We start from the raw sequence: 24,231 nt of genomic DNA, 5'->3' as shown, positions 1-24,231 counted from the left end.
GACTCCGCCCCCCACGAGGACGCCATGAGCAGCAGCACCGTCATCAGCAACATCGCGACGCTGGTCACCAACGATCCCTCCCTCGGCGACGGTTCACCCCTCGGACTCGTCCAGGACGCGGCCGTCGTCATCGAGGGCGACCGCGTCGTGTGGACCGGTGAGACAAGCAAAGCACCCGCCACTGACAATCAGGTCGACGCGGGCGGCCGGGCCGTCCTCCCCGGCTTCGTCGACTCCCACTCCCACCTGCTGTTCGCGGGCGACCGCACCGCCGAGTTCAACGCCCGGATGTCCGGTCGCCCCTACAGCGCGGGCGGCATCCGCACCACCGTCGCCGCCACCCGCGCCGCCAGCGACGCGGAGCTGGAAGCCAACCTCACCCGCCACCTCACCGAGGCACTCCGGCAGGGCACCACGACCTTCGAGACCAAGTCCGGCTACGGCCTGACCGTCGCGGACGAGGCCCGCGCCCTGCGGATCGCCGCCGCGCACACCGACGAGGTCACCTACCTCGGCGCGCACATCGTCGCCCCCGACCTCGCCGACGACCCCGCCGCCTACGTCGCCCTGGTCACCGGCGAGATGCTCGACGCCTGCGCGCCGTACGCCCGTTGGATCGACGTGTTCTGCGAGAAGGGCGCCTTCGACGGCGAGCAGGCCCGCGCCGTCCTCACCGCGGGGAAGGCGAAGGGCCTCACCCCGCGCATCCACGCCAACCAGCTCTCCTACGGCCCCGGCGTGCGGCTCGCCGTCGAACTCGACGCCGCCAGCGCCGACCACTGCACCCACCTCACCGACGCCGACGTGGACGCCCTGGCCCACAGCCGTACCGTCGCCACCCTGCTGCCCGGCGCGGAGTTCTCCACCCGCGCCGAGTGGCCGGACGCCCGGCGCCTGCTTGACGCGGGCGTCACCGTCGCGCTGTCGACCGACTGCAACCCGGGGTCGTCGTACACCTCGTCGGTGCCGTTCTGCGTCGCGCTGGCCGTGCGGGACATGGGGATGACGCCCGACGAGGCCGTCTGGTCGGCCACCGCGGGCGGCGCCGCGGCGCTGCGGCGCGACGACGTCGGACGGCTGAGCCCCGGCGCCCGCGCCGACCTCGTCGTCCTCGACGCGCCGAGCCACGTCCACCTCGCCTACCGGCCGGGGGTGCCGCTGGTCACGCAGGTGTGGCGGGCGGGACGCCGCGCGGTCTGACGTCTGTGCCCTGGGGCACACCAGGGCACAGACGTCAGACCGTCAGCCCGGGAGGACCAGAGGACCGGGTCACCGGGTCAACGGGTCACCGGGTGACCGGGTGACCGGGTCAACGGGTCACTCCTCGACCGTCAACCCCTTGCGCAGCCGTACCAGCGTCCGCGACAGCAGCCGGGACACGTGCATCTGGGAGATGCCCAGTTCCTCGCCGATCTCCGACTGGGTCATGTTGGCGACGAAGCGCAGGGACAGGATCCTGCGGTCCCTGGAGGGCAGTTCGGCGATCAGCGGCTTCAACGACTCGACGTACTCGATGCCTTCGAGGCCGTGGTCCTCGTAGCCGATGCGGTCCGCGAGGGCGCCCTCGGAGTCGTCCTCCTCGGGCTGGGCGTCCAGCGAGCTGGCGGTGTACGCGTTGGACGCCGCCATGCCCTCCACGACCTCGTCCTCGGAGAGGCCGAGCCGCTCGGCCAGTTCACCGACCGTCGGGGCGCGGTCGAGCTTCTGGGCCAGTTCGTCACCGGCCTTGGCCAGGTCGAGCCGGAGTTCCTGGAGGCGCCGCGGGACGCGCACGGACCACGAGGTGTCGCGGAAGAAGCGCTTGATCTCGCCGATGATGGTTGGCATCGCGAAGGTCGGGAACTCGACGCCGCGACTGAGTTCGAAGCGGTCGATGGCCTTGATCAGACCGATCGTGCCGACCTGGATGATGTCCTCCATCGGCTCGCTGCGGGAGCGGAAGCGGGAGGCGGCGAACTTGACCAGGGCGAGGTTGAGTTCGACGAGCGTGTTACGGACGTACGAGTACTCGTGGGTGCCTTCCTCGAGGGACTCCAGCCGCTCGAAGAGGGTCTTGGAAAGGGCCCGCGCGTCGCCGGGAGCCACTTCGTCGTACGGGGGGATCTCCGGGAGACCGGCGAGTACGTCGTCGTCGGAGGGGACGAGGGCCGGATGGTCCGAAGAGGATGCCGACGTCGCCCTCTGGGTATGCGATGCGTCGAGCCGGGGTGACATGATGTCCTCCATCGTTCTCGGCATATGGCTGCCGAAGCCAATACGTGCACTGCGGTGTGCGGCGCCTCCAAAGCCGGCCGTGTTGGTTACGTGTCCTTACTAGCCCTACCCGTTTCACGGAGCCCACCGCAAGTGCGTTCTGTGTAGAAATGTCCGATTCTGGGCGGATGTTCGGTGGTCGGAGTCGGTGGAGAAGGCGTAGTGTTCGAGGGCATTGGACAAGCAGCCACGACCTCGGGAGAGAGACGGCATGGACCACGGGACGGTCGGCAGCGCACAGTCGGGCCGACTTCTGGTGGAGGTGCGGGAAGCAGGCTCTAGTGCCGTCGTGACCCCGGCGGGTGAGTTGGATCACCACACCGCCGACCTGTTGCGCGAGCCGCTCGACGACTGCCTCGCCAAAGGGCTCAGCCGCCTCGTCATCGACTGCTCGCGGCTGGAGTTCTGCGACTCCACGGGGCTCAACGTGTTGCTCGGCGCCCGGCTGAAGGCGGAGGCCGCCGGTGGCGGGGTCCATCTGGCGGGAATGCTGCCCGTGGTGGCCCGGGTGTTCGAGATCACCGGGGCGGACGCGGTCTTCACGGTGCACGACACCGTGGAGGACGCCCTCCCCGGCGACGCTGGCTGACCCCGTGCGCCGGGCCCGCCCCGCGCCGCCGCGACCGTGCCGTCCGCGCGGCCCGCACCGGCACCCGGCCGCGCTGACCGACCCTCGACGCCCGCGGTGGCCTGCGCTTTTCGGCCGTAGCGGGGTTCCGGGCGGAAGGGGGGTGTTCCCCCGGTCCGCTCGGGCAGGAGACAACCTGACACTGGGCGGTGACCGAACCCGGACCCCGGGCGCCGACACTGGGCAGTGGCGACGGAACAGTGGCTACGTCGTGGTGACGACCGTGACTGCCCCGTAGCGACCGAGTAGTGACTTTTGACACATGAACTGGTGAATCGGTGAGGTGAAGCGCTGATGAGCACCACCCGGCCCTTTCCGCCGGGCGACCGCGGCCCCGAGCCCAGCGGCGCTTCCGGGGCGTCCGCGGGGCGCCAGGTCCGCAGGCTGAGCCTCGACGGCGAGAGCGGTGTCGTCCCCATGGCCCGCGACTTCGCCCGGCAGGCGCTGCACGCGTGGGGCTGGCTGCCCGCCGCCTCCGCCGACCAGCGGGCCGTCGCCGAGGACGTGCTGCTCGTCGTCTCCGAGCTGGTCACCAACGCCTGTCTGCACGCGGAGGGGCCGGAAGGGCTCCAGATCACCTGCGACAACAAGGTGATCCGCATCGAGGTCTCCGACCGCGGCACGGGCCAGCCGTCACCGCGCACCCCGCACCGCGCGGGGCGGCCCGGCGGCCACGGCATGTTCATCGTGCAGCGGCTCTGCCTGGACTGGGGCGTCGTCCGCGCCCCCGGCGTCACGGGCAAGACGGTGTGGGCGGAACTGGCGGCACCGGCGTAGGTCTCCGAAGGCCCCGCCCTCTCATCCCCTAGGTGTTCTGTCCACGGAGGTTGGCGACAGCGATCACTGATGTGTGATCTTGAAATGGGTGAGGGCCTTCTGGCTCGGTGTGGATTGCGAGATCTGCACCGGCGACCAGAGAGGCCCTCGTGCCCCACCGTAATGCACCCCTGACCGAGACCGGACGACTGCGCCTGGCCCGCTGCGTCGTGGACGACCACTGGCCCCTGCGGCGGGCCGCGGAACGCTTCCAAGTCTCCGTGAGCACCGCCAAGCGATGGGCCGACCGCTACCGGCAGCACGGCGAGGCGGGCATGGCCGACCGGTCCAGCCGCCCGCACACCAGCCCACGGCGGACCCCGACCCGCACCGAGCGGCGGATCATCAAGGTCCGTGTGCTGCGCCGCTGGGGACCTGCGCGGATCGCGGCCTGCTGCGGCTGGTTCCTTCCACCGTCCACCGGGTGCTCACCCGCTTCGGCCTGGCCCGCCTCACGCACCTGGACCGGGCCACCGGCCACGTCATACGCCGCTACGAACGGGAACGTCCCGGCGAGCTGGTGCATGTGGACATCAAGAAGCTCGGCAACATCCCCGACGGCGGCGGCCACAAGGTCCTGGGGCGCCAGGCGGGCCGAAGGAGGCGTTGCGGGGCTGGCTACAGCTACCTGCACACCGCCGTCGACGACCACTCCCGCCTGGCCTACAGCGAAATCCTCACTGACGAGAGGAAGGAAACCGCCGTCGCCTTCTGGGGGCGGGCGCAGGCGTTCTTCGCCTCGTGCGGGGTCACCGTCGAGCGCGTGCTGACCGACAACGGTTCCTGCTACAAGTCCCGTCTGTGGCGCGATGCCCTGGCCGCAGCCGGCATCACGCACAAGCGCACGCGCGCCTACCGGCCCCAGACCAACGGCAAGGTCGAACGGTTCAACCGCACCCTGCTCGACGAATGGGCCTATGCCCGCCCCTACCGCTCGGAACAGGAACGACGCGACGCCTTCCCCAACTGGCTGCACACCTACAATCACCACCGCGGACACACCGCGCTGAGAGGTCAGCCACCCGCCAGCCGCGTTCCCAACCTCACGGGCCAATACACCTAGGGCGCCGCCCCGTCCTCACGCTTCCCCCGCGCCCCGTGTCTTCCTTCCTCTGGTGCCCGGGCGTACCTTGACGGCCGATCTGATGCGCCGTCAGGAAGTCAGGGGGCGGAGGGACGACCGTGTCCTACCGGACGAACCGCAACCACACCGCCGCGCTCGCATCCGTCGTGGCCCTGGCGGGAGCGGCGGTACTGACGGCGCGCCGAGGTCGTCGACGTCGACTACCAGTGCAAGACGCCCATCGGTGACAAGAGCGCCGTTCGCACGCCGTACGCGCTGAACGCACGGGACGCCGTACGCGCTGAACAAGCCGAAGGGCCGCCGCATCCCCCTCGGATGCGGCGGCCCCGTAGGCACACGCGTCAGCGCACGCTGCCCATCAGCCCCTTGACCTTCCCCCGGTACATCCAGACCGCGACACCGGCGACCACGGCGAGCGTGGCCTCCATGGCGACGATGCCGGTCTTGTTGAGGTCGACGCCCGCGATGGAGAGCAGACCGGTCGTGGCGTCACCGGCGGTGACGGCCAGGAACCAGACGCCCATCATCTGGGAGGCGTACTTGGCGGGCGCCATCTTCGTGGTGACGGACAGACCGACGGGGGAGAGCAGCAGCTCACCGACGGTCTGCGTGAAGTAGATCGCGACCAGCCACATCGCCGCCGCCTTCTGACCGCCCTCGGCGATCGACAGCGGGGCGAGGAAGAGGAAGAAGGACACGCCGACCAGCACCAGGCCGGAGGCGAACTTCACGATCGTGCTGGGCTCCTTGCCGCGGCGGTTCAGCGCCAGCCAGATCCAGGCGAAGACCGGGGCCAGCGCCATGATCAGGACCGGGTTGACCGACTGGTACCAGGAGACCGGGAACTCCCAGCCGAGGACGCTGTTGTCGGCGGAGGAGTCCGCGAAGATCGACAGGGTCGAGCCGCCCTGGTCGTAGATCATCCAGAAGACGGCCGCGGCGACGAAGAACCAGATGTACGCGGACATCTTCGACTGCTCGGCGCGGTCCAGCTCCTTGTCGCGCTTGATGTTGACCAGCACCATCACCGGGATGATCACACCGAGCAGGGTCAGCGGGACCAGGATCCAGTTCAGGGTGTAGACGCCGGAGAAGCCGACGATGGCGTAGAAGACGACCGCGACACCGGCCCAGATGGCCGCCTTGCGCAGGGTGCTGGACTTCTCGGCGTCCGACAGCGGCTTCGGGACGACGCTGGAGCGGTCGGCCAGGTGGCGGCTGCCGAGCAGGAACTGCACGAGGCCGAGCGCCATGCCGAGCGCGGCGAGCGCGAAGCCGAGGTGCCAGTTGACGTTCTCACCGATGGTGCCGATCACCAGCGGCGCGGCGAACGCGCCGAGGTTGATGCCCATGTAGAACACGGTGAAGCCACCGTCGCGGCGCGGGTCGTCCGGGCCGTCGTAGAGGTGGCCGACCATCGTGGAGATGTTGGCCTTCAGCAGACCGGAGCCGATGGCGACCAGGCCGAGACCGGCGTAGAAGGTGCCGGAGGCGGGCAGCGCCAGCGTGAGGTGGCCGAGCATGATGACCGCACCGGCCACGGCGACGGTCTTGCGCGGGCCCCAGACCCGGTCGCCGAACCAGCCGCCCGGCATCGCCAGCAGGTACACCAGCGACACGTAGACGGAGTAGATCGCGGTCGCGGTGGCCGCGTTGAGGTTCAGCCCGCCGTCCGCGACGAGGTACAGCGGGAGCAGGGCCCTCATGCCGTAGTAGGAGAAACGCTCCCACATCTCGGTCATGAAGAGGGTGGCCAGTCCGCGGGGGTGGCCGAAGAAGGTCTTGTCGGTGCCGGGGGTGCCCGGGGTGACCGAGTCCTTCGTCAGGCTGGACGCCATGGTCGTTCCTTGCTGTCAAGACGCGCGGAGTGGCGTGCGCGCTCGGTGGGGGGTCGTTTCCTTCCAGCACACAAAGAAGACCCTCAGCGCGGGTAGGGGTGCCTACAACGCTGAAGGTCCTTCACGATGCTACAGGCGTGCGATCACCATACGGCAGGACACGGGACGAAATGGAAGGACTTGAGAGATGGATCACAGGAATTGATGGAACCGTAGATCGCTTTCCAAGGGTCTCCCTGTGATCCACCTTATAGACGCAGGTTCGCGTCAGGGACACGCGAAGGGGGAGGGGGCGCGCGGGGCCGGTGCGGACCCGAGGTACGCGATCACTGCCCGGCCGCTGTCGGCGGCGGACTACCATCACCCCATGACCCGTGTACTGCTCGCCGAGGATGACGCGTCCATCTCGGAGCCGCTGGCCCGCGCCCTGCGCAGGGAGGGTTACGAGGTCGAGGTGCGCGAGGACGGACCCACCGCGCTGGACGCGGGGATGCAGGGCGGTGTCGACCTGGTCGTGCTCGACCTCGGACTGCCCGGCATGGACGGCCTGGAGGTGGCGCGCCGACTGCGGGCCGAGGGGCACACCGTGCCGATACTGATCCTCACCGCGCGCGCCGACGAGGTGGACACCGTCGTCGGCCTCGACGCGGGCGCCGACGACTACGTCACCAAGCCGTTCCGCCTCGCCGAGCTGCTCGCCCGGGTCCGGGCCCTGCTGCGGCGCGGCGCCGCCGAGCCCCAGCAGCCGCCCGCCACGCACGGCGTGCGCATCGACGTCGAGTCGCACCGCGCCTGGATGGGCGAGGAGGAGCTCCAGCTCACCGCGAAGGAGTTCGACCTGCTGCGGGTCCTGGTGCGGGACGCGGGCCGGGTCGTCACCCGCGACCAACTGATGCGGGAGGTCTGGGACACCACCTGGTGGTCGTCGACGAAGACCCTCGACATGCACATCTCCTGGCTGCGCAAGAAGCTGGGCGACGACGCGGCGAACCCCCGCTACATCGCCACCGTGCGCGGCGTGGGCTTCCGCTTCGAGAAGAGCTAGCACCGAGCCGGTAAGAGGACATGCGCCGCCGACTGATCCAGTCCACGCTCGCTGTGGTGCTCGTGGTGATCGCCGTGTTCGGCGTCTCCCTCGTCATCGTGGAGACCCGCACCATCACCGCCAGCGCCCAGGAGCGCGTGGAGTCGGAGGCGGTCCGGCTGGCCAGCATCGTCGACAGCCGCATCCTCGCCGCCGAGCGGATCACCGCCGACCTCCTCGGAGACCAGTTCGGCGGCGACCAGTACGCCGTCATCCGCATCCCCGGCCGCGCCCCCATCGAGGTCGGAGAGCGGCCGGACGGCGACGTCATCGAGGCCACCCGCACCGGCGAGGAGGGCGAGACGGTCACCGTCCAGGAGCCCCGCTCGGCGGTGACGAAGGAGGTCGCCCGCACCCTGCTGATCATCGGCGCGGTGGCGCTGCTCGCCGTGATCGCCGCCGTGCTGCTCGCCGTACGGCAGGCCAACCGGCTGGCGTCGCCGCTGACCGACCTCGCGGAGACCGCCGAACGTCTCGGCTCCGGCGACCCGCGCCCCCGCCACAAGCGGTACGCCGTCCCCGAGCTGGACCGGGTCGCGGACGTCCTGGACGCTTCCGCCGAGCGCATCGCCCGGATGCTCACCGCCGAGCGACGGCTCGCCGCCGACGCCTCCCACCAGCTCCGCACCCCGCTCACCGCGCTGTCGATGCGGCTTGAGGAGATCACCCTCACCGACGACCCGGACACCGTGAAGGAGGAGGCGACCATCGCGCTCGCGCAGGTGGAACGCCTCACGGACGTCGTGCAGCGGCTGCTGACCAACTCCCGCGACCCGCGCACCGGTTCCGCCGTCACCTTCGACATCGACGAGGTGATCCAGCAGCAGCTCGCCGAGTGGCGCCCCGCCTACCGCAGCGCGGGCCGCGCCATCGTCAGCTCCGGCAAACGGCACCTGCACGCGGTCGGCACCCCGGGCGCGGTCGCGCAGGTGCTGGCGGCGCTGATCGAGAACTCCCTGATGCACGGCGGCGGCACGGTCGCCCTGCGCACCCGGGTCACCGGCAACCAGGCCGTCATCGAGGTCACCGACGAGGGCCCCGGCGTCCCCGCCGACCTGGGCTCACGGATCTTCGAGCGGGCGATCAGCGGCCGCAACTCCACCGGCATCGGCCTCGCCGTCGCCCGCGACCTCGCGGAGGCGGACGGTGGACGCCTGGAGATGCTCCAGGCCGCACCGCCGGTCTTCGGACTGTTCCTGTCGCGTACGCCGGTCAGGAAGGAGTCACCGGAGGAGCGCCGCACCGTACGGTGACCGGGCGGGGGCCGGTCTCAGACCTGGGCGCGCTGCGAGGGCCGTACCCGCTCGGCGGCGCCGAGCTGCTCCGGCAGGGGCACGGGCACCGCTATCGGCCCCGCCTCCGCCTCCTCCGCGGGCGCGACCTGCGGCAGCGCCCGGAACACCCACGTCCGGTACGACCAGAACCGGAACAGCGTCGCGATCCCGATGCCGAGGAACTTGAAGACGTTGTTCTGCAGCGGGCTGTCCCAGCCGAACCCGTACGTCGCCAGGAACAGCACCCCGTTCTCGATCACCAGCCCCGCCCCGCTGAACAGCAGGAACAGGGTCATCTCCCGGGTCCGGCGGTTCTTGTCCCGGTCGCGGTAGGTGAAGTAGCGGAAGCCCAGGTAGTTGGAGACGATCGCGACGACGGTGGCGATGACGCTGGCCCGCACCACGGGCAGCTCGGTCACCGCGCGCACCAGGTTGAACACGAGGAGGTTGACGAGCAGGCCCGCACCGCCCACGGCGCCGAACTTCGCGACCTCGCGCCAGAGCCGTTCGAGGCGCGGTCGCAGTGCACGTCCCATGGTCGTGCGGCCCCCATCCGTCGGGTTCGTCAACTCGGCCATGCTAACCATCCCCCCTGAGTGATCGCTCGCGGATGCGGGATCGCTCGCGGACGGGGAGGGGAGGGGGGAGCGGCCGGGGAGTGGACGGGGGAGCGGCCGGGGAGTGGACGGGGGAGCGGCCGGGGGAGAGGTCCGCGATCCGGCCACGATGGCGCGCCGGATACCCTGGGGGCGTGACGTTCCCGGTAGTCGGCATGGTCGGCGGTGGCCAGCTCGCTCGTATGACACACGAGGCGGGCATCCCGCTCGGCATCAGGTTCAAGCTCCTCAGTGACACTCCCCAGGACTCGGCGGCGCAGGTCGTGAACGAGGTCGTCGTCGGCGACTATCGCGACCTGGACACGCTGCGCGCCTTCGCACGCGGCTGCGACGTGATCACCTTCGATCACGAGCACGTCCCGACCGAGCACCTGCGGGCCCTGGAGGCGGACGGCATCCCCGTCCGCCCCGGCCCCGACGCGCTGGTGCACGCCCAGGACAAGGGCGTGATGCGGGCGCGGCTCGACGCGATCGGTGTGCCCTGCCCACGGCACCGCATCGTCGCCGACCCCGCGGACGTGGCCGCGTTCGCCGCGGAGGGGGACGGCTTCCCGGTGGTCCTCAAGACCGTCCGCGGCGGCTACGACGGCAAGGGCGTGTGGGTCGTCGACTCCGTCGAGGAGGCCGAGGCCCCGTTCCGCGCCGGGGTGCCGGTGCTGGCCGAGGAGAAGGTCGACTTCGTACGGGAACTCGCGGCGAACGTCGTCCGCTCCCCGCACGGCCAGGCCGTCGCCTACCCGGTCGTCGAGTCCCAGCAGGTCGACGGCGTCTGCGACACGGTCATCGCCCCCGCCCCCGACCTGGACGAGTCCCTCGCCCTGCACGCCGAGGAGATGGCGCTGCGCATCGCCAAGGAACTCGACGTCGTCGGCCACCTCGCCGTGGAGCTGTTCCAGACCCGCGACGGCCGCGTCCTCGTCAACGAACTCGCGATGCGCCCGCACAACTCCGGCCACTGGACCATGGACGGCGCGGTCACCAGCCAGTTCGCCAACCACGTGCGCGCCGTCCTGGACCTGCCCCTCGGCGACCCGCGCCCGCGCGCCCCGTGGACGGTCATGGTCAACGTCCTCGGCGGCGACTACCCGGACATGTACTCCGCGTACCTGCACTGCATGGCCCGCGACCCCCAGTTGAAGATCCACATGTACGGCAAGGACGTGAAGCCCGGCCGCAAGGTCGGCCACGTCAACACCTACGGCGACCACCTGGACGACGTACTGGAACGCGCCCGCCACGCGGCTGGCTACCTGAGAGGGACGATCACCGAATGAGCACCGCCGCAGGCCCCGTCGTAGGCATCGTCATGGGGTCGGACTCCGACTGGCCCGTCATGGAAGGCGCCGCGAAGGCCCTCGACGAGTTCGAGGTCGGCTACGAGGTCGACGTCGTCTCCGCGCACCGGATGCCGCGCGAGATGATCGCCTACGGCGAGCGGGCCGCCGACCGCGGACTCAAGATGATCATCGCCGGTGCGGGCGGCGCCGCCCACCTGCCCGGCATGTTGGCCTCCGTCACCCCGCTGCCGGTGATCGGTGTGCCGGTGCCGCTGAAGTACCTCGACGGCATGGACTCCCTGCTCTCCATCGTGCAGATGCCCGCCGGTGTCCCGGTCGCCACGGTCTCCGTCGCCGGGGCCCGCAACGCCGGACTCCTCGCCGCCCGCATCCTCGCCGCGCACGACGAGGACCTCCTCGCCCGGATGCGGGAGTTCCAGCAGGAACTGAACGACCAGGCCACCGAGAAGGGCAAGCGGCTGCGCGCCAAGGTGGACGGCCCGGCGGGCTTCGGCTTCGGCGCCGCCAAGTGACGGCCGGGGACGCCCCGGACCAGGGCATGACCGCACTGGACCAGGCCCGGCACCTGCTGCGGGAGTTCCCCGTCGTCGACGGCCACAACGACCTGCCCTGGGCGCTGCGCGAACAGGTCCGCTACGACCTCGACGCCCGCGACATCGCCACCGACCAGCACGCTCACCTGCACACCGACATCCCCCGGCTGCGGGCGGGCGGCGTCGGCGCGCAGTACTGGTCGGTGTACGTCCGCGCGGACTCGCGCGACCCGGTGGCGGCGACGCTGGAGCAGATCGACTGCGTACGGCAACTGCTCGACCGCTACCCGCGTGACCTGCGCCCGGCGCTCACCGCCGCCGACCTGGAGGCCGCGCGCGCCGAGGGCCGGATCGCCTCCCTGATGGGCGCCGAGGGCGGCCACTCCATCGCGAACTCCCTCGCCACGCTCCGCGCGCTGTACGCCCTCGGCGTGCGCTACATGACCCTCACCCACAACGACAACGTGGCGTGGGCGGACTCCGCGACCGACGCCCCGGCGGTCGGCGGCCTGTCCGCGTTCGGCCGTACGGTCGTCCGCGAGATGAACCGCGAGGGGATGCTCGTGGACCTGTCGCACGTCGCGGCGACGACGATGCGGGACGCGCTGGACACCTCCACCGCGCCGGTGATCTTCTCGCACTCCTCCGCGCGGGCCGTCTGCGACCACCCCCGCAACATCCCGGACGACGTCCTGGAGCGGCTGCCCGCCAACGGCGGCGTCGCGATGGTCACCTTCGTCCCGAAGTTCGTCCTCCAGGCCGCCGTCGACTGGACCGCCGCGGCCGACGACAACATGCGCGCCCACGGCTTCCACCACCTCGACACCACCCCCGAGGCGATGAAGGTGCACCGCGCCTTCGAGGAACGGCACCCGCGCCCGGTCGCCACCGCCGCCACGGTCGCCGACCACCTGGACCACATGCGCGAGGTCGCGGGCGTCGACCACCTCGGCATCGGCGGCGACTACGACGGCACGGCGTTCACCCCGCACGGCCTGGACGACGTCTCCGGCTACCCGAACCTGATCGCGGAACTCCTCGACCGCGGCTGGTCCAAGGCCGACCTGGCCAAGCTGACCTGGCAGAACGCGGTCCGCGTCCTGGACGCGGCGGAGTCGGTCGCCCGGGACCTGAGGTCCAGCCGGGGCCCGTCCAACGCGACGCTGGAAGAGCTGGACGACTGACACGGGTGCGTTCGGGGGCCGTACCCCGAACGGCCCCGTACCTCCGGACGGCCCCGTACCCCCGAACGCCCCGTCCACCAGGAAGCCCTCCGTGCCGCGTGGGACGGTGGCCGTACAGCGATCACCGCGTACGCACGGAGGGCCGCCATGGCAGAACTCCAGGACGATCTGCACCCCACCACCGAGGCCACCGCACTCGATGAGCTGCCCCTGGACGACTCCCTCCCCACCACCGCCACCCCGGCCACGGACACGTCCCTGCTCGACCGCGCACACGCCCTGCTGACCGCCCACCCCGTCGCCGACGGCTACAGCGGACTGCCCTGGGCGCTGCGGCTGCTCCCCTGGTACGACCTGGAGGAGGGGGAGAGCGCCGTGCACACGGACGTACCCCGGCTGCGCCAGGGCCACGTCCGCGCGCTGTTCTGCTCGCTGCACCTGCCGGAGGGGCTGGTCGCCAACCGGGCGGTGGCCGCCACCCTGGAGCAACTGGACCTCGTCCGCACGGTGGTCGCGGCGCACCCCGAGGGCCTACGGCTCGCCCACAGCGCCGGGCAGGTCATCGACGCCGCGCACTGCGGACGCGTCGCCGTGCTCCTCGGCCCCGCCACGGCCGCCGCCGTGGACGACTCCCTGGGCATCCTGCGCGCCCTGCACAGCCTCGGCCTGCGCGTGCTCACCCTCACCGGCACGTCCTGGGCGAGCGAGGCGGGTCTGACCCGGTTCGGGGAGGAGGTGGTGCGGGAGATGAACCGGCTCGGTGTGCTGGCCGACCTCTCCGGCGCCTCGGAGCAGACGAGCGCCCGGGTCCTGGCCACCTCCAAGACGCCGGTCCTCTTCACCCGCTCGGCGGCCCGCGCCCTGCGCCCGCACCCCGCCAACCTGCCCGACGACCTGCTGGCCGAGCTGGGTGCCGTACAGGGCCTGTGCATGGTCCCGCTGACGGCCGAGCAGACCGGACCGACGGTCCGGGACGTGGCCGACCACCTGGACCACGTGCGCGCGGTGGCGGGCCCCGGCTGTGTGGGCCTGTCCGGCACCTACGACGCCGGGACGGCCCACCCGCAGGAGCTGGGCGACACCTCCTGCTACCCCAACCTGATCGCGGAACTCCTCCGCCGCGGCTGGAACGAGACCGACCTGGCCCTGCTCACCTGGGGCAACATGCAGCGGGTCCTGCGCACCGCCGACTTCACGGCACGCGCGGCGCAGGAGCGCCGGGAGCCGTCGACGGCCCGGATCGCGGACCTGGACGGATAGCCGCCGGGGGACTTCAGTGATCGATACGGCAGAGGCAGAAGGGGTGCCCGGCGGGGTCGGCGTACACCCGGAAGCCCTTCTCCTCGTAGTCCTCGGTGTCCAGCACCCGCGCGCCGAGCGCGAGCACCCGCTTCTCCGCGAGGTCGATCTCCTCCCAGGTCGCCCCGCCGTCGAGGTCGATGTGGAACTGCTGGCCGTTGCGGTCGGCGCGCGGCCACTCCGGCGGCACGTACCCCTCGGCCTCCTGGAAGGCGAGCCGGGGCCCGCCCGGCACCTGGAGGACGACCCAGTCGGCGTCCTCGCCCTCGGGCTCACCGCCGACGATCTCGGCGTAGAACCGCGCGAGGGCACGCGGGTCGGGGCAGTCGAGGACGACGGAACGGAAACGGGCGACGCGTGGCATGGGTGTGTCTCCTCCCGTACTCGTAGGGATGCGGTGCTCAGCTTGCGCAGAGGCAGAACGGGTGCCCCGCCGGATCGGCGTACACCCGCCAGGTCCGCGACCGGTCCTCGGCGTCCAGCACCTTCGCGCCCAGCTCCAGCACGCCCCGCTCGGCCTCGTCCAGGTCCGGGACGGTGAGGTCCAGGTGGAGCTGCTGGGAGTTGCGGTCGGCGCGCGGCCACTCCGGCGGGGTGTACCCGTCGACCTTCTGGAACGCCAGGTCCTGCCCGTCCGGCACCTTCAGTACGACCCACCCCTCGTCCTCGGTTTCCACCTCGCCGCCGAGGACACCCGCGTAGAACCCGGCCAGCGCGCGCGGGTCGGCACAGTCCAGGGCGACGACGTCCAGCTTGGCGAGAGCCATGACTTCCTCCGTTAACCAGATGGGGGACGGATACCGCGGTCGGTTACCGGATAAGCCCCGCCAACCGGTAACGCGGTTACTGCATGATCCCGTATAGCCGGTAACCTCGCAACCATGAATGACAGAGCGCCCGCACCGGGCGGTCTAGCCCTGATCGAGGCGCTGGTGAACACGGTGGACCTGGCCTCGGGCGCCGACACCCTGGACACGGCTGAGGGCCGCGCCCGCTTCGGCGTGGCGGAACGGGACCTGCCGGACGTGCGCCGCCTGCGGGAGTCCCTGCGCGCGGTCTGCCTGGCCCACGCGGGCCACCCCCCGCACGCCCCGGTCACCCCGCTGGGCGACCTGCTGGCGACGGCCCCGCTGTACGTGACGGTGGACGCAGCGGACGGCGCGGCGCGCCTGGAACCACCTGGTGACGATCTGCGCTCCCGCGTCGCGGCGGCCGTCGCCGAGGCCCTCACCGCGGGCACCTGGCTGCGCCTGAAGGCGTGCGAGCTGCCGGAGTGCCACTGGGCGTACTACGACCGCAGCCCCGCGGGGCGGGGCCGCTGGTGCTCCATGTCGGTCTGCGGCGCCCGCGCCAAGATGCGCCGCTACCGGGCGAAGGGGACGTGAGGCACAGCTTGGTGGTGCAGAATGCGTGCAGACGCCGGTTCGGCCGACTGAGCCTCGGCCGAACCGGCGTCGCCGGTCACGACTACGCGGTGGGCCGCCCCATGGCGCGGTACGTCCACCCGGCCCGCCGCCACAGCTCCGGGTCGAGGGCGTTGCGCCCGTCGAGGACGACCCGGGCGGCGGCGACCTCACCGAGCGCGGCCGGGTCCAGCTCGCGGAACTCCCGCCACTCGGTCAGGTGGAGTACGACATCGGCGCCGCGTACGGCGTCCAGGGCGGAGTCGGCGTAGCCGAGGGTGGGGAAGATCCGGCGGGCGTTCTCCATGCCCTTGGGGTCGTAGACGGTGACCTGGCCGCCCTGGAGGTGGATCTGACCGGCGACGTTCAGGGCGGGGGAGTCGCGGACGTCGTCGGAGTCGGGCTTGAAGGTGGCCCCGAGCACCGCGACCCGCTTCCCCAGGAACGGCCCGCCGCCGAGGGCCTGCCGGGCCAGCTCGACCATCTGCCCGCGCTGGCGCATGTTGATGGAGTCGATCTCCCGCAGGAAGGTCAGCGCCTGGTCGGCGCCCAGCTCACCGGCGCGCGCCATGAACGCCCGGATGTCCTTGGGCAGGCAGCCGCCCCCGAACCCGATCCCGGCGCGCAGGAACTTCCGCCCGATCCGGTCGTCGTACCCGATGGCCTCGGCCAGCTTGGCGACGTCACCGCCCGCGGCCTCGCACACCTCGGCCATGGCGTTGATGAAGGAGATCTTGGTGGCGAGGAAGGAGTTGGCGGAGGTCTTCACCAGCTCGGCGGTGGGGAAGTCGGTGACGACGAACGGCGACCCTTCCTCGACGGGCGTCGCGTAGACCTCCCGCAACAGCTTCTCGGCACGCTCACTGCGCACGCCCACGACGATCCGGTCGGGACGCAGGGTGTCCTCGACGGCGAACCCCTCCCGCAGGAACTCGGGGTTCCAGGCCAGCTCGACGGCGTCCCCCGCGGGCGCGTGCTCGGCGAGGTAGTCGGCGAGCCGCTCGGCGGACCCGACGGGCACGGTGGACTTCCCGACGACGAGGGCGGCCCCGTTCAGGTGCGGCGCGAGCGAGGCGAAGGCGGCCTCGACGTACGACATGTCACACGCGTACTCCCCGTGCCGCTGCGGAGTGTTCACACAGACGAAGTGGACGTCACCGAAAGCGGCGACTTCGGCGTAATCGGTGGTGAACCGCAGTCGCCCACTGGCCCCCTCGATCCCGGCCACGTGCTTGCGGAGCAGCTCCTCGAGGCCCGGCTCGTACATCGGGACCTCGCCGCGCTGGAGCATCTTGATCTTCTCCGGCACCACGTCCAGCCCCAGCACCTCGAACCCCAGCTCGGCCATGGCCGCCGCGTGGGTCGCGCCGAGGTAGCCGGTACCGATCACGGTGATCTTGAGGGCCATGGTTGCTCCTGGGAAAACGGCGTGGATGCGCTGGTCGAGCATAGCCCTCGGACACCTTGGGCAGCTTTCCCGCTGTCGCCTAACTCACGTATCCCTGGGCACGGGGCGACCTCTAAAATTCGTGTTACTTAACGGTAGTTAGCAACGCTAGTAAGTGAGCGCCACCACCGCATCGTTCTGGAGCGTGAGAGACCTTGGCCGGATCGGCTGACTTCGACCTGTACCGCCCGTCCGAGGAGCACGACATGCTCCGCGACGCCGTCCGCGCGCTGGCCGAGGCGAAGATCGCGCCGTTCGCCGCCGCGGTGGACGAGGAGGCGCGCTTCCCGCAGGAGGCGCACGACGCCCTGGTGGCGAACGACCTGCACGCCGTGCACGTCCCCGAGTCCTACGGCGGCGCGGGCGCCGACGCGCTGGCCACGGTGATCGTGATCGAGGAGGTGGCCCGCGTCTGCGCCTCCTCCTCCCTCATCCCCGCGGTGAACAAGCTGGGCTCCCTCCCGGTGATCCTCTCCGGCTCGGAGGAGCTGAAGAAGAGGTACATGACCCCGCTGGCCAAGGGCGAGGGCATGTTCTCGTACTGCCTGTCGGAGCCGGACGCGGGCTCGGACGCGGCGGGCATGAAGACGAAGGCGGTCCGAGACGGCGACCACTGGATTCTGAACGGCGTGAAGCGCTGGATCACGAACGCGGGCGTCTCGGAGTTCTACACGGTCATGGCGGTCACGGACCCCACGAAGCGCTCGAAGGGCATCTCGGCGTTCGTCGTCGAGAAGTCCGACGAGGGCGTCTCCTTCGGCGCCCCCGAGAAGAAGCTGGGCATCAAGGGCTCGCCCACCCGCGAGGTCTACCTGGACAACGTCCGCATCCCCGCGGACCGCATGATCGGCGCCGAGGGCACCGGCTTCGCCACGGCCATGAAGACCCTGGACCACACCCGCATCACCATCGCCGCCCAGGCCCTCGGCATCGCCCAGGGCGCCCTCGACTACGCCAAGGGCTACGTCCAGGAGCGCAAGCAGTTCGGCAAGCCGATCGCCGACTTCCAGGGCATCCAGTTCATGCTCGCCGACATGGCCATGAAGATCTCCGCCGCCCGGGCCCTGACCTACCAGGCCGCCGCCGCCTCGGAACGCGGCGACGCGGACCTCACCTACCTGGGCGCGGCAGCCAAGTGCTTCGCCTCGGACACCGCCATGGAGGTCACCACGGACGCCGTCCAACTCCTCGGCGGCTACGGCTACACCCGCGACTACCCGGTCGAGCGCATGATGCGCGACGCCAAGATCACCCAGATCTACGAGGGCACGAACCAGGTCCAGCGCATCGTGATGGCCCGCAACCTGCCGTAACCACTGGCGCACGTGGAGCCCTCCGCCTTCCTGGCCGGGGGCTCCTTCACTTTCTTGGCTACACGCGGAAGGTCCATCCCCGTGGGTGGGGGGAGCGGCGCAGTAACTGGGTCAGGGCCTGAAACAGCGTCGTGCGGGCTTGCGACGACGATGCACCGCAGCCGCTGGCGTCCCCTGGGCAGTCTGATTGGCCCCTTCGACTCACAGGTCTCCCGGTCGGGAGCGGCGAGACGGTACGTCCGGCAGGAGAGCCACGGAGGGCGCTGAGTCAAAGGCGCCAATTAGGTGGGCGGCGTGCCGCGACGCGCCCGGGGGGAGTTGAGAGTGCGTACGAACTCCGACCAAGCGGCGGGCGGGACGGCGAGGTGGGGGCCGGTCGGGTGCTTGGAGTCGCGGATGCGGATGGTGGTGGGGGTGGGGGATATCTCGACGCAGGCCGAGCCCTCTTCGCTGTGGGTCGACTTCTGCCAGGTCGGTTCTGCCACGGTTCGTTCCTCAAGTGGACTGGGCGATGTGGTGGATGAGGTCGAGGGACGCGGCTGGCTCCAGGGACACGGACTCCATGCGGTCCAGGACGAGCCGGTACTTCTCGAGTTGCCCTGCCGCGTCGACGAGTGTGCCGCCATGCGCGGTGTCCACCTCCACGGTGTCGAGGGTGGGTACCGGGCCGTGGAAGTAGTCCACGGCGTGACCCGTGGTGGGGAACGAGGTGCCGCCGAAGGGGATGACGCGGAGGGTGACGGCGGGGTGCTCGCTCATCTCGGTGAGGTGGCGCAACTGTGCCTTGGCCACCTCGCGGCCACCGAACTGCATCCGTAGAGCGGCCTCGTGGACGATCGCCGTGTACGGCGGTGGCTGCTCGCGGTGCAGGATGGCCTGGCGCTTGATGCGGTGGGAGATGCGGTACTCGACCTCATGGGGACGCAGGGCGGGGACCGCCTGGCGGAACAGCGCACGGGCGTGTTCCGGAGTCTGGAGCAGGCCGGGGATGTTGATGACCTGAGTGACGCGCAGGGCCTTGGCGTGGTGTTCCAACTCGGCCAGGTCGAGAAGACGGGTCGGCAGGGTGTCGCGGTACTCCTCCCACCAGCCCCGTGTGCGGTCGGCGGCCATGGCGGCGAGGGCGTCGACCAGGGCCTGGTCCGTGCAGCCGTAGATGTGGGCGAGCGCGTGCACGCGGTCCGCGTTGACGCCGAAGCGGTTGGCCTCGATGTTGCTGAGCTGGCCCGGAGTCGTGCCCAGAGCCTGGGCGGCCTCGGCGGCGGTCATGCCCGCCCGCTCCCGGAGCCGACGCAGTTCTACGCCGATACGGAGACGGCGCGCCGTGGGGATGGGCCTTGCGGGCATGTCCTCATTCCGTTCGTACACCTGGCGTAGCAGTCCCTCACAAGAAGGGAGTTACTGAAGGTTTTGCCCGACTATGCAAAACCTTCAGCGCGCGGAGTCTACGGTGAGATCCGAGCCGCTCAACCCCGCCCGACAAGCCGGAAGCGCACCGCACGCCCATGCCCGCGCGCGGCACTGCCACCGCACGGACGGATCGCTCGGCACGCCAAGTCCTCTCACCGCAGGAGCCCTTCATGGACACCGTATCCCCGCCCGACACCTGGACGTACGCCCTTCGCCTCCCCCATGACCCCCGCGCCGCACGGGTCGCACGGATGACCGTGCGGGGCGCGCTCACCGGGCACGGGAGAGGGGAACTCCTCGACACCGTGGAGCTGTTGGCCACCGAACTCGTCACCAACACGTACCTGCACACCGACGGGCCCGCCTCCCTCCGGCTCACCGCGCTCCCGGACGGGCGGTTGCGCGTGGGGGTCTGGGACAGTCACCCGCACGTTCCCGAACCGCTTCGCGGCCCCGCGCCGCTCGGCGCCGAGGGTGGGCGTGGGCTGCGGCTCGTGCAGGAGTACGCCGACTGCTGGGGCGGTCTGTCGTTGGGGGAGGGCGGGCGGTCGGCGGGGAAGCTGGTCTGGTTCGAGGTGAGGGGGCGTGGGTGACGAAACGGCGGTCTGCCTACGCACCCAGGAGTGGGGCCAGCGCCCGCCTCAAGTCCTCCGGCGTACGGAAGTGCACCCCCCGCATCCCCAACCCCACCGCCGCCTCCACGTTCTCCCGCGTGTCGTCCACGAACAGGCACCGCTCCGGCCGCGCGCCCGCCCGCTCCGCCGCCAGTGCGAAGATCCGGGCGTCGGGCTTGGCCAGGCCCACGCGGGCGCTGCTCACGACCGCGTCGGCGAGGTCGGTGAGGCCCAGGGACGCGAGGTCCTCCTCCAACTGGAGGGTGGCGTTGGTGAGCAGGACCAGCGGGACGTGTGCGCGGGCCGCGCGGAGCAGGGCGACCACCGTCTCGTCGGCGTGGAAGGGCAGGTGGGCCAGGGTGCGGGCCAGGTCGAGGGCCTGGTCGGCGGGGGTCAGGCCGGTCAGGGCCTGCGCCACCGACTCCGCCCACTCCTCCTGCGTGATCCGGCCGAGGAGCAGGGGGAGGTCGTTCTCGGGAGCGAAGGCGACCTTCATCGTCGTGCCCTCGGTGAGGCCGAGGGCACGTTCGCGGGCGAGCAGCTCCGTGGGGTCGTAGAAGCGGATGACGTTGTCGACGTCGCAGAGCACGGCGTCGAACGGGACGTCGTCAGTCACTCGACACCGTGACCTTCTCGTCGTTCTTCAACTGCTCCACCAGCGTCTTCACCTTGGCCTTGTCCCAGACCAGGTTGCCGCCGGTCGAGCCGGAGATCGGCATGTTCATGGAGGTGCCGTCGCCGCCGCTGACGCCCTTCATCGCCCAGAACATGGACGCCAGGTCGAACAGGCCCATGTCCTTGTCGACGATGAGGGAGTCCAGGCCCGCGCCCATCGTCGGGTAGAGCTTGAAGGGGTTCAGGACCGTGCCCGGCGTGGCGACCTGGTTGGCCAGGGCGGAGAGGAACTTCTGCTGGTTCTTGGTGCGGTCCAGGTCGGACCCGGCCAGCGCGTACCGGGTGCGGACGAAGGCGAGCGCCTCCTCGCCGTTCAGGGTCTGCTTGCCCTTCTTCAGGTCCGCGCCGGACTTGGTGTCCTTGATGTCCTGCGGGATGTCGATCTCGACGCCGCCGACCGCGTCCACGATGTTCGCGAAGCCCGCGAAGCCGATCTCCACGTAGTGGTCGATCCGCAGGCCGGTGTTGAACTCGACGGTGCGGACGAGGAGTTCGGGGCCGTCCTCCGCGTACGCCGCGTTCAGCTTCGTGTGCCGCCCGGTGCCCTGGTACGTCTTGCCGGACTCCGAGCCCTTGAAGGTCGGGATCTCCACGTCCGAGTCGCGGGGGAGGGAGATGAGGGTCGAGCCGTTGTCGCCGGTGTGCAGGATCATCATCGAGTCCGTGCGCTTGCCCTCGGCGGACCCGGTGTGCAGTTCCTTCTTGTCCTCCGCGGACATGCCCTCACGGCTGTCGGAGCCGACGATCAGGTAGTTGGTGCCCTCGCCCGCCTCCGGACGGTCGATCACCTTGGACAGGTCGACCTCGCGGTTGAGCTTGGAGTCGGCCCAGAAGTAGGTGCCGATGGTGGTGGCCAGGAGCACCGTCACCACCGTGATCGCCGTGATCTTGATCCGGCGGCGCCAGTTCGGCGCGGGACGCGGTTCCCCCATGGCGCCCCCGCCCCCGTCGCCCGGACCCCGGCCGCCCGGGGTGCCGTACACCTGACCGGTGTTGTACCCGCTGTCATAGCCGTCGTACCCACCGTGCCCGCCGTAGCCGGCGTCCCCCTGGCCGCCGTCCACGTACGACGGCTGCTGCGGGACGCCGCCCGGAGGGCCCCCGGGGGGTGCCGAGGGACCACGCCGCACCTGACGCATCACGCGGGCGCTCTCCGGCTGTGCGCCGGAGCTGCCGCGTCCGTAACGGGTGCCGCGGTTGTCGTCGGACCACCCCTGGGGCCAATCGTTCATGCGGACCAGTGTGCCGGTCGCGGCTGTGGTCCTTACAAGGGATGACGAGAAATAGGGGCGCCGCTGTTGCGAAGCTGACACAAATCGCCCCGCTGTCGCTTCCGCATAAGGTGGAGGCCATGACAGACCAGGCCAGCGCCCCGGAGCCGGGCACCCCGGGTACTCCGGACATAGCCGCCGCGGAACTCCCCGGGAAGCCCACCTCCGCCTCCCGCACCACCCTCAGCCACATCATGACCCACAGCGACACCAACCTGCTGGGCACCGTCCACGGCGGTGTGATCATGAAGCTCGTCGACGACGCCGCCGGAGCCGTCGCCGGGCGGCACAGCGGCGGTCCCGCCGTCACCGCGTCCATGGACGAGATGGCGTTCCTCGAACCGGTCCGCGTCGGTGACCTCGTCCATGTGAAGGCCCAGGTCAACTGGACCGGGCGGACCTCCATGGAGGTCGGCGTACGGGTCCTGGCCGAGCGGTGGAACGAGTCCGCGCCGCCCACCCAGGTCGGCTCCGCCTACCTCGTCTTCGCCGCCGTCGACGCCGACGGCAAGCCCCGCCGCGTCCCGCCCGTGCTGCCGGAGACGGAGCGCGACAAGCGCCGCTTCCAGGAGGCGCAGATCCGCCGCACGCACCGGCTCGCCCGCCGCCGCGCGATCATGGAACTCCGGGCCCAGCGGGCCGCCGAGGGCATCGAGGACTGAGCCTTCCCACGCGCAGCGGGTCCTCAGGGGCACTTCACCTCGTCCCCCCGCACCACCCTCGCCTCACCCTCCCCCGGCCGCTCCCGCGCCCGTACCTTCCGTACCTCGCGGAAGTCCCGGCCCACGATCACCCTCAGGGTCGCCCCCTGTCCCCGTACCGCGCGCAGCTCGCTGCCCGGCAGGGCCGCCGCCAGTGACTTGGCGGAACGGTCCCAGCGGGGGTCGTAGGCGACGACCGTGCGCGTGACGGAGGTGTCGTCGGCGTTCACCGGGAGGCCGGTGGTGTGGAAACCGGCCGCCGCCAGCGCGGTGTCGACGCGCTTGCCGAGACCGGCCGTCACGGTGCCGTTCTCCACCTGCACGCGGATGTCCCGCGGCGGCACCTCCACCTTCGGCACCGACGCCTTCCTCGGCCGCTCGGGGGCCAGCGGCCGGTCCTCGCGCAGGGCGCGGAAGAGGCGGCCCGACTTGGCCGGGTCCCACTTCAACGTCGAGCCGATGCCCTTCACGGCGTACCCCATCTGTCCGATGGGGACGGTGGTGAACTCGGAGGAGGAGGGGGAGAAGTTGCGCATCGCGCGGCCGAGGGCCAGCAGCTCGTCCGTGCCGAAGCCCTTGTCCGCGCGGACCGAGCCCAGCACCGCGCGGGTCACGTCCCGGTACTTCATCGGGTTGAGCAGCACCCCGGAGGACGTCGCCCGGTCCACCAGCGCGGCGAGGAACCGCTGCTGGCGTTCCATCCTCCCCAGGTCGGAGGCGCCGTCGACATGGCGGGCGCGGACGTACTGGAGGGCCTGCCCGCCGTTCATGTCATGGGTCCCGGCGGGCAGGTCGAGGCCGGTGTAGGAGTCCTTCAGGGGCTTGGCGGTGCACAGCTTCACGCCGCCGAGGACGTCGACCGTCTTCATGAAGCTGATGAAGTCGACCTCCAGGTAGTGGTCGATCTTCACGCGGGTCATCCGCTCCACCGTCCGCACGGTCAGCCGTGGCCCGCCCTCCGCGTACGCCGCGTTCAGCTTCACCGGGTGCGGGCGGTGCCGTTCGCCGGTGGTGGCGTCGGTGTGCGCGGGAAGTTCGGCGTAGGAGTCGCGGGGCAGGCTGACGACGCTGGCCCGCTCCCGGTCCGCCGAGATGTGCACGATCATGATGGTGTCGGTGCAGTGGCAGGGCGCCCCGCCCAGCCGGTAGCGGCGCCGCTCCCGCTCGGAGATCCTGTCCCGGCCGTCGGTGCCGACCAGCAGCACGTTCATGCCGTGCCCGGCGCGCGGCCGGTTCTTCATGTCGCGGAAGGCGTCCACGCGCGCGATGTCGGACTCCAGACCCGTCAGCACCGCGTGCCCGATGCCCGCCGCCGCGAGGACCAGCACCGACAGCGTCGTCACCGCCCGCATGGCCCAGCGCGGGCGCCTCCGCCGTACGGGGGGCCGTCCCGCGCGGCGCGGCTGCGGGCGGCGCGGCGGCCGGGCGGGGGACCGGGGCGGGGTGGTGCGGGGCATGGGGACACCTCCGGGGCGGGCGCCGGGGCCGG

24 protein-coding genes and 2 pseudogenes are annotated in these 24,231 nt (G+C 71.0%); 15 read left to right on the top strand and 11 right to left on the bottom strand.

Annotated features, from left to right (window positions below; translation table 11 throughout):
• The first annotated feature begins 24 nt into the window (after window positions 1–24).
• A complete protein-coding gene (gene hutI, locus ACFQZ6_RS14515; protein ID WP_381608462.1) occupies window positions 25–1,200 on the top strand; it encodes an imidazolonepropionase in 1,176 nt (391 codons plus the stop codon).
• 117 nt (window positions 1,201–1,317) lie between these two features.
• On the opposite strand, the gene ACFQZ6_RS14510 is transcribed toward hutI, so the two are convergent.
• Window positions 1,318–2,226 carry an RNA polymerase sigma factor SigF gene (locus tag ACFQZ6_RS14510; protein WP_381608459.1) on the bottom strand — a complete coding sequence of 303 codons (909 nt, stop codon included), beginning with the start codon at window positions 2,224–2,226 and terminating at the stop codon, window positions 1,318–1,320.
• Window positions 2,227–2,464: 238 nt separating this feature from the next.
• Here ACFQZ6_RS14510 and ACFQZ6_RS14505 point away from each other — a divergent pair, with 238 nt between their 5' ends.
• From ACFQZ6_RS14505 to ACFQZ6_RS14490, 4 genes and pseudogenes are all read left to right on the top strand, one after another.
• On the top strand, window positions 2,465–2,842 hold the full coding sequence (locus ACFQZ6_RS14505; RefSeq protein WP_381608456.1) for an STAS domain-containing protein: 378 nt from the start codon (window positions 2,465–2,467) through the stop codon (window positions 2,840–2,842).
• A gap of 333 nt (window positions 2,843–3,175) precedes the next feature.
• Window positions 3,176–3,658: an ATP-binding protein gene (locus ACFQZ6_RS14500; protein ID WP_381608453.1), complete on the top strand. Its 483-nt coding sequence runs from the start codon at window positions 3,176–3,178 to the stop codon at window positions 3,656–3,658.
• 149 nt (window positions 3,659–3,807) lie between these two features.
• A pseudogene (locus ACFQZ6_RS14495) lies at window positions 3,808–4,760 on the top strand (IS481 family transposase).
• Window positions 4,761–4,879: 119 nt separating this feature from the next.
• Window positions 4,880–5,021 (top strand): annotated as a pseudogene (locus tag ACFQZ6_RS14490) (peptidase); the annotation flags it as partial.
• 101 nt (window positions 5,022–5,122) lie between these two features.
• On the opposite strand, the gene ACFQZ6_RS14485 reads toward ACFQZ6_RS14490, so the two are convergent.
• Window positions 5,123–6,619, bottom strand: coding sequence for an oligopeptide:H+ symporter (locus ACFQZ6_RS14485; protein WP_381608448.1), 1,497 nt, complete (start codon window positions 6,617–6,619; stop codon window positions 5,123–5,125).
• A gap of 367 nt (window positions 6,620–6,986) precedes the next feature.
• Here ACFQZ6_RS14485 and ACFQZ6_RS14480 point away from each other — a divergent pair, with 367 nt between their 5' ends.
• The gene (locus ACFQZ6_RS14480; protein ID WP_235457590.1) at window positions 6,987–7,664 is read left to right on the top strand and encodes a response regulator transcription factor; all 678 of its coding nucleotides are present in this window, start codon (window positions 6,987–6,989) and stop codon (window positions 7,662–7,664) included.
• Between the two features lie 20 nt (window positions 7,665–7,684).
• On the top strand, window positions 7,685–8,956 hold the full coding sequence (locus ACFQZ6_RS14475; protein ID WP_381608444.1) for an ATP-binding protein: 1,272 nt from the start codon (window positions 7,685–7,687) through the stop codon (window positions 8,954–8,956).
• Window positions 8,957–8,973: 17 nt separating this feature from the next.
• Here the strand turns inward: ACFQZ6_RS14475 and ACFQZ6_RS14470 are convergent, their stop codons facing one another.
• Entirely contained in the window at window positions 8,974–9,513 is a 540-nt protein-coding gene (locus ACFQZ6_RS14470; protein WP_381608442.1) for a GtrA family protein, read from the bottom strand.
• A 215-nt stretch (window positions 9,514–9,728) separates the two neighbouring features.
• Between ACFQZ6_RS14470 and ACFQZ6_RS14465 the strand changes: the two genes are divergently transcribed.
• The 4 genes from ACFQZ6_RS14465 (at window position 9,729) to ACFQZ6_RS14450 (ending at window position 13,869) form a co-directional block, all read left to right on the top strand.
• Window positions 9,729–10,868, top strand: a complete 1,140-nt coding sequence (locus tag ACFQZ6_RS14465) for a 5-(carboxyamino)imidazole ribonucleotide synthase (RefSeq protein ID WP_381608440.1) — start codon at window positions 9,729–9,731, stop codon at window positions 10,866–10,868.
• A complete protein-coding gene (purE, locus tag ACFQZ6_RS14460; protein ID WP_381608437.1) occupies window positions 10,865–11,404 on the top strand; it encodes a 5-(carboxyamino)imidazole ribonucleotide mutase in 540 nt (179 codons plus the stop codon). The genes ACFQZ6_RS14465 and purE overlap by 4 nt, the downstream gene beginning before the upstream one ends.
• A gap of 26 nt (window positions 11,405–11,430) precedes the next feature.
• Window positions 11,431–12,609 carry a dipeptidase gene (locus tag ACFQZ6_RS14455; protein WP_381608434.1) on the top strand — a complete coding sequence of 393 codons (1,179 nt, stop codon included), beginning with the start codon at window positions 11,431–11,433 and terminating at the stop codon, window positions 12,607–12,609.
• 147 nt (window positions 12,610–12,756) lie between these two features.
• Window positions 12,757–13,869 (top strand): dipeptidase, encoded by a 1,113-nt coding sequence (locus ACFQZ6_RS14450; RefSeq protein ID WP_381608430.1) that lies wholly within the window; start codon window positions 12,757–12,759, stop codon window positions 13,867–13,869.
• Window positions 13,870–13,882: 13 nt separating this feature from the next.
• Here the strand turns inward: ACFQZ6_RS14450 and ACFQZ6_RS14445 are convergent, their stop codons facing one another.
• Complete coding sequence (locus ACFQZ6_RS14445) at window positions 13,883–14,272, bottom strand: VOC family protein (protein ID WP_381608428.1); 390 nt, start codon at window positions 14,270–14,272, stop codon at window positions 13,883–13,885.
• A gap of 37 nt (window positions 14,273–14,309) precedes the next feature.
• On the bottom strand, window positions 14,310–14,675 hold the full coding sequence (locus ACFQZ6_RS14440; protein WP_381608425.1) for a VOC family protein: 366 nt from the start codon (window positions 14,673–14,675) through the stop codon (window positions 14,310–14,312).
• A gap of 114 nt (window positions 14,676–14,789) precedes the next feature.
• Here ACFQZ6_RS14440 and ACFQZ6_RS14435 point away from each other — a divergent pair, with 114 nt between their 5' ends.
• The gene (locus ACFQZ6_RS14435) at window positions 14,790–15,293 is read left to right on the top strand and encodes a CGNR zinc finger domain-containing protein (protein ID WP_381608422.1); all 504 of its coding nucleotides are present in this window, start codon (window positions 14,790–14,792) and stop codon (window positions 15,291–15,293) included.
• Window positions 15,294–15,375: 82 nt separating this feature from the next.
• On the opposite strand, the gene ACFQZ6_RS14430 is transcribed toward ACFQZ6_RS14435, so the two are convergent.
• Window positions 15,376–16,719: a UDP-glucose dehydrogenase family protein gene (locus ACFQZ6_RS14430; protein ID WP_381608419.1), complete on the bottom strand. Its 1,344-nt coding sequence runs from the start codon at window positions 16,717–16,719 to the stop codon at window positions 15,376–15,378.
• A 194-nt stretch (window positions 16,720–16,913) separates the two neighbouring features.
• Between ACFQZ6_RS14430 and ACFQZ6_RS14425 the strand changes: the two genes are divergently transcribed.
• A complete protein-coding gene (locus ACFQZ6_RS14425; RefSeq protein WP_381608415.1) occupies window positions 16,914–18,071 on the top strand; it encodes an acyl-CoA dehydrogenase family protein in 1,158 nt (385 codons plus the stop codon).
• 281 nt (window positions 18,072–18,352) lie between these two features.
• Here ACFQZ6_RS14425 and ACFQZ6_RS14420 read toward each other — a convergent pair whose 3' ends face one another.
• Window positions 18,353–18,556, bottom strand: coding sequence for a DUF397 domain-containing protein (locus tag ACFQZ6_RS14420; RefSeq protein WP_381608412.1), 204 nt, complete (start codon window positions 18,554–18,556; stop codon window positions 18,353–18,355).
• Between the two features lie 10 nt (window positions 18,557–18,566).
• Entirely contained in the window at window positions 18,567–19,418 is an 852-nt protein-coding gene (locus ACFQZ6_RS14415) for a helix-turn-helix domain-containing protein (protein WP_381608409.1), read from the bottom strand.
• 233 nt (window positions 19,419–19,651) lie between these two features.
• Here ACFQZ6_RS14415 and ACFQZ6_RS14410 point away from each other — a divergent pair, with 233 nt between their 5' ends.
• Complete coding sequence (locus ACFQZ6_RS14410) at window positions 19,652–20,074, top strand: ATP-binding protein (RefSeq protein ID WP_381608406.1); 423 nt, start codon at window positions 19,652–19,654, stop codon at window positions 20,072–20,074.
• 16 nt (window positions 20,075–20,090) lie between these two features.
• Here ACFQZ6_RS14410 and ACFQZ6_RS14405 read toward each other — a convergent pair whose 3' ends face one another.
• Both ACFQZ6_RS14405 and ACFQZ6_RS14400 read right to left on the bottom strand, forming a co-directional pair.
• Window positions 20,091–20,711 (bottom strand): HAD family hydrolase, encoded by a 621-nt coding sequence (locus tag ACFQZ6_RS14405; protein WP_381608403.1) that lies wholly within the window; start codon window positions 20,709–20,711, stop codon window positions 20,091–20,093.
• Window positions 20,704–22,002, bottom strand: a complete 1,299-nt coding sequence (locus ACFQZ6_RS14400) for an LCP family protein (RefSeq protein WP_381608400.1) — start codon at window positions 22,000–22,002, stop codon at window positions 20,704–20,706. The genes ACFQZ6_RS14405 and ACFQZ6_RS14400 overlap by 8 nt, the downstream gene beginning before the upstream one ends.
• A 119-nt stretch (window positions 22,003–22,121) precedes the next feature.
• On the opposite strand from ACFQZ6_RS14400, the gene ACFQZ6_RS14395 reads away from it, so the two are divergent.
• On the top strand, window positions 22,122–22,703 hold the full coding sequence (locus ACFQZ6_RS14395; protein ID WP_381608397.1) for an acyl-CoA thioesterase: 582 nt from the start codon (window positions 22,122–22,124) through the stop codon (window positions 22,701–22,703).
• A 23-nt stretch (window positions 22,704–22,726) separates the two neighbouring features.
• Here ACFQZ6_RS14395 and ACFQZ6_RS14390 read toward each other — a convergent pair whose 3' ends face one another.
• Window positions 22,727–24,199, bottom strand: a complete 1,473-nt coding sequence (locus tag ACFQZ6_RS14390; RefSeq protein WP_381608394.1) for an LCP family protein — start codon at window positions 24,197–24,199, stop codon at window positions 22,727–22,729.
• Window positions 24,200–24,231: the final 32 nt, after the last annotated feature.

Origin of the sequence: Streptomyces flavalbus, from assembly GCF_042674625.1 — a bacterium.
Taxonomy (GTDB): Bacteria; Actinomycetota; Actinomycetes; order Streptomycetales; family Streptomycetaceae; genus Streptomyces; species Streptomyces flavalbus.
This window is presented reverse-complemented; position numbering and strand designations above follow the sequence as displayed.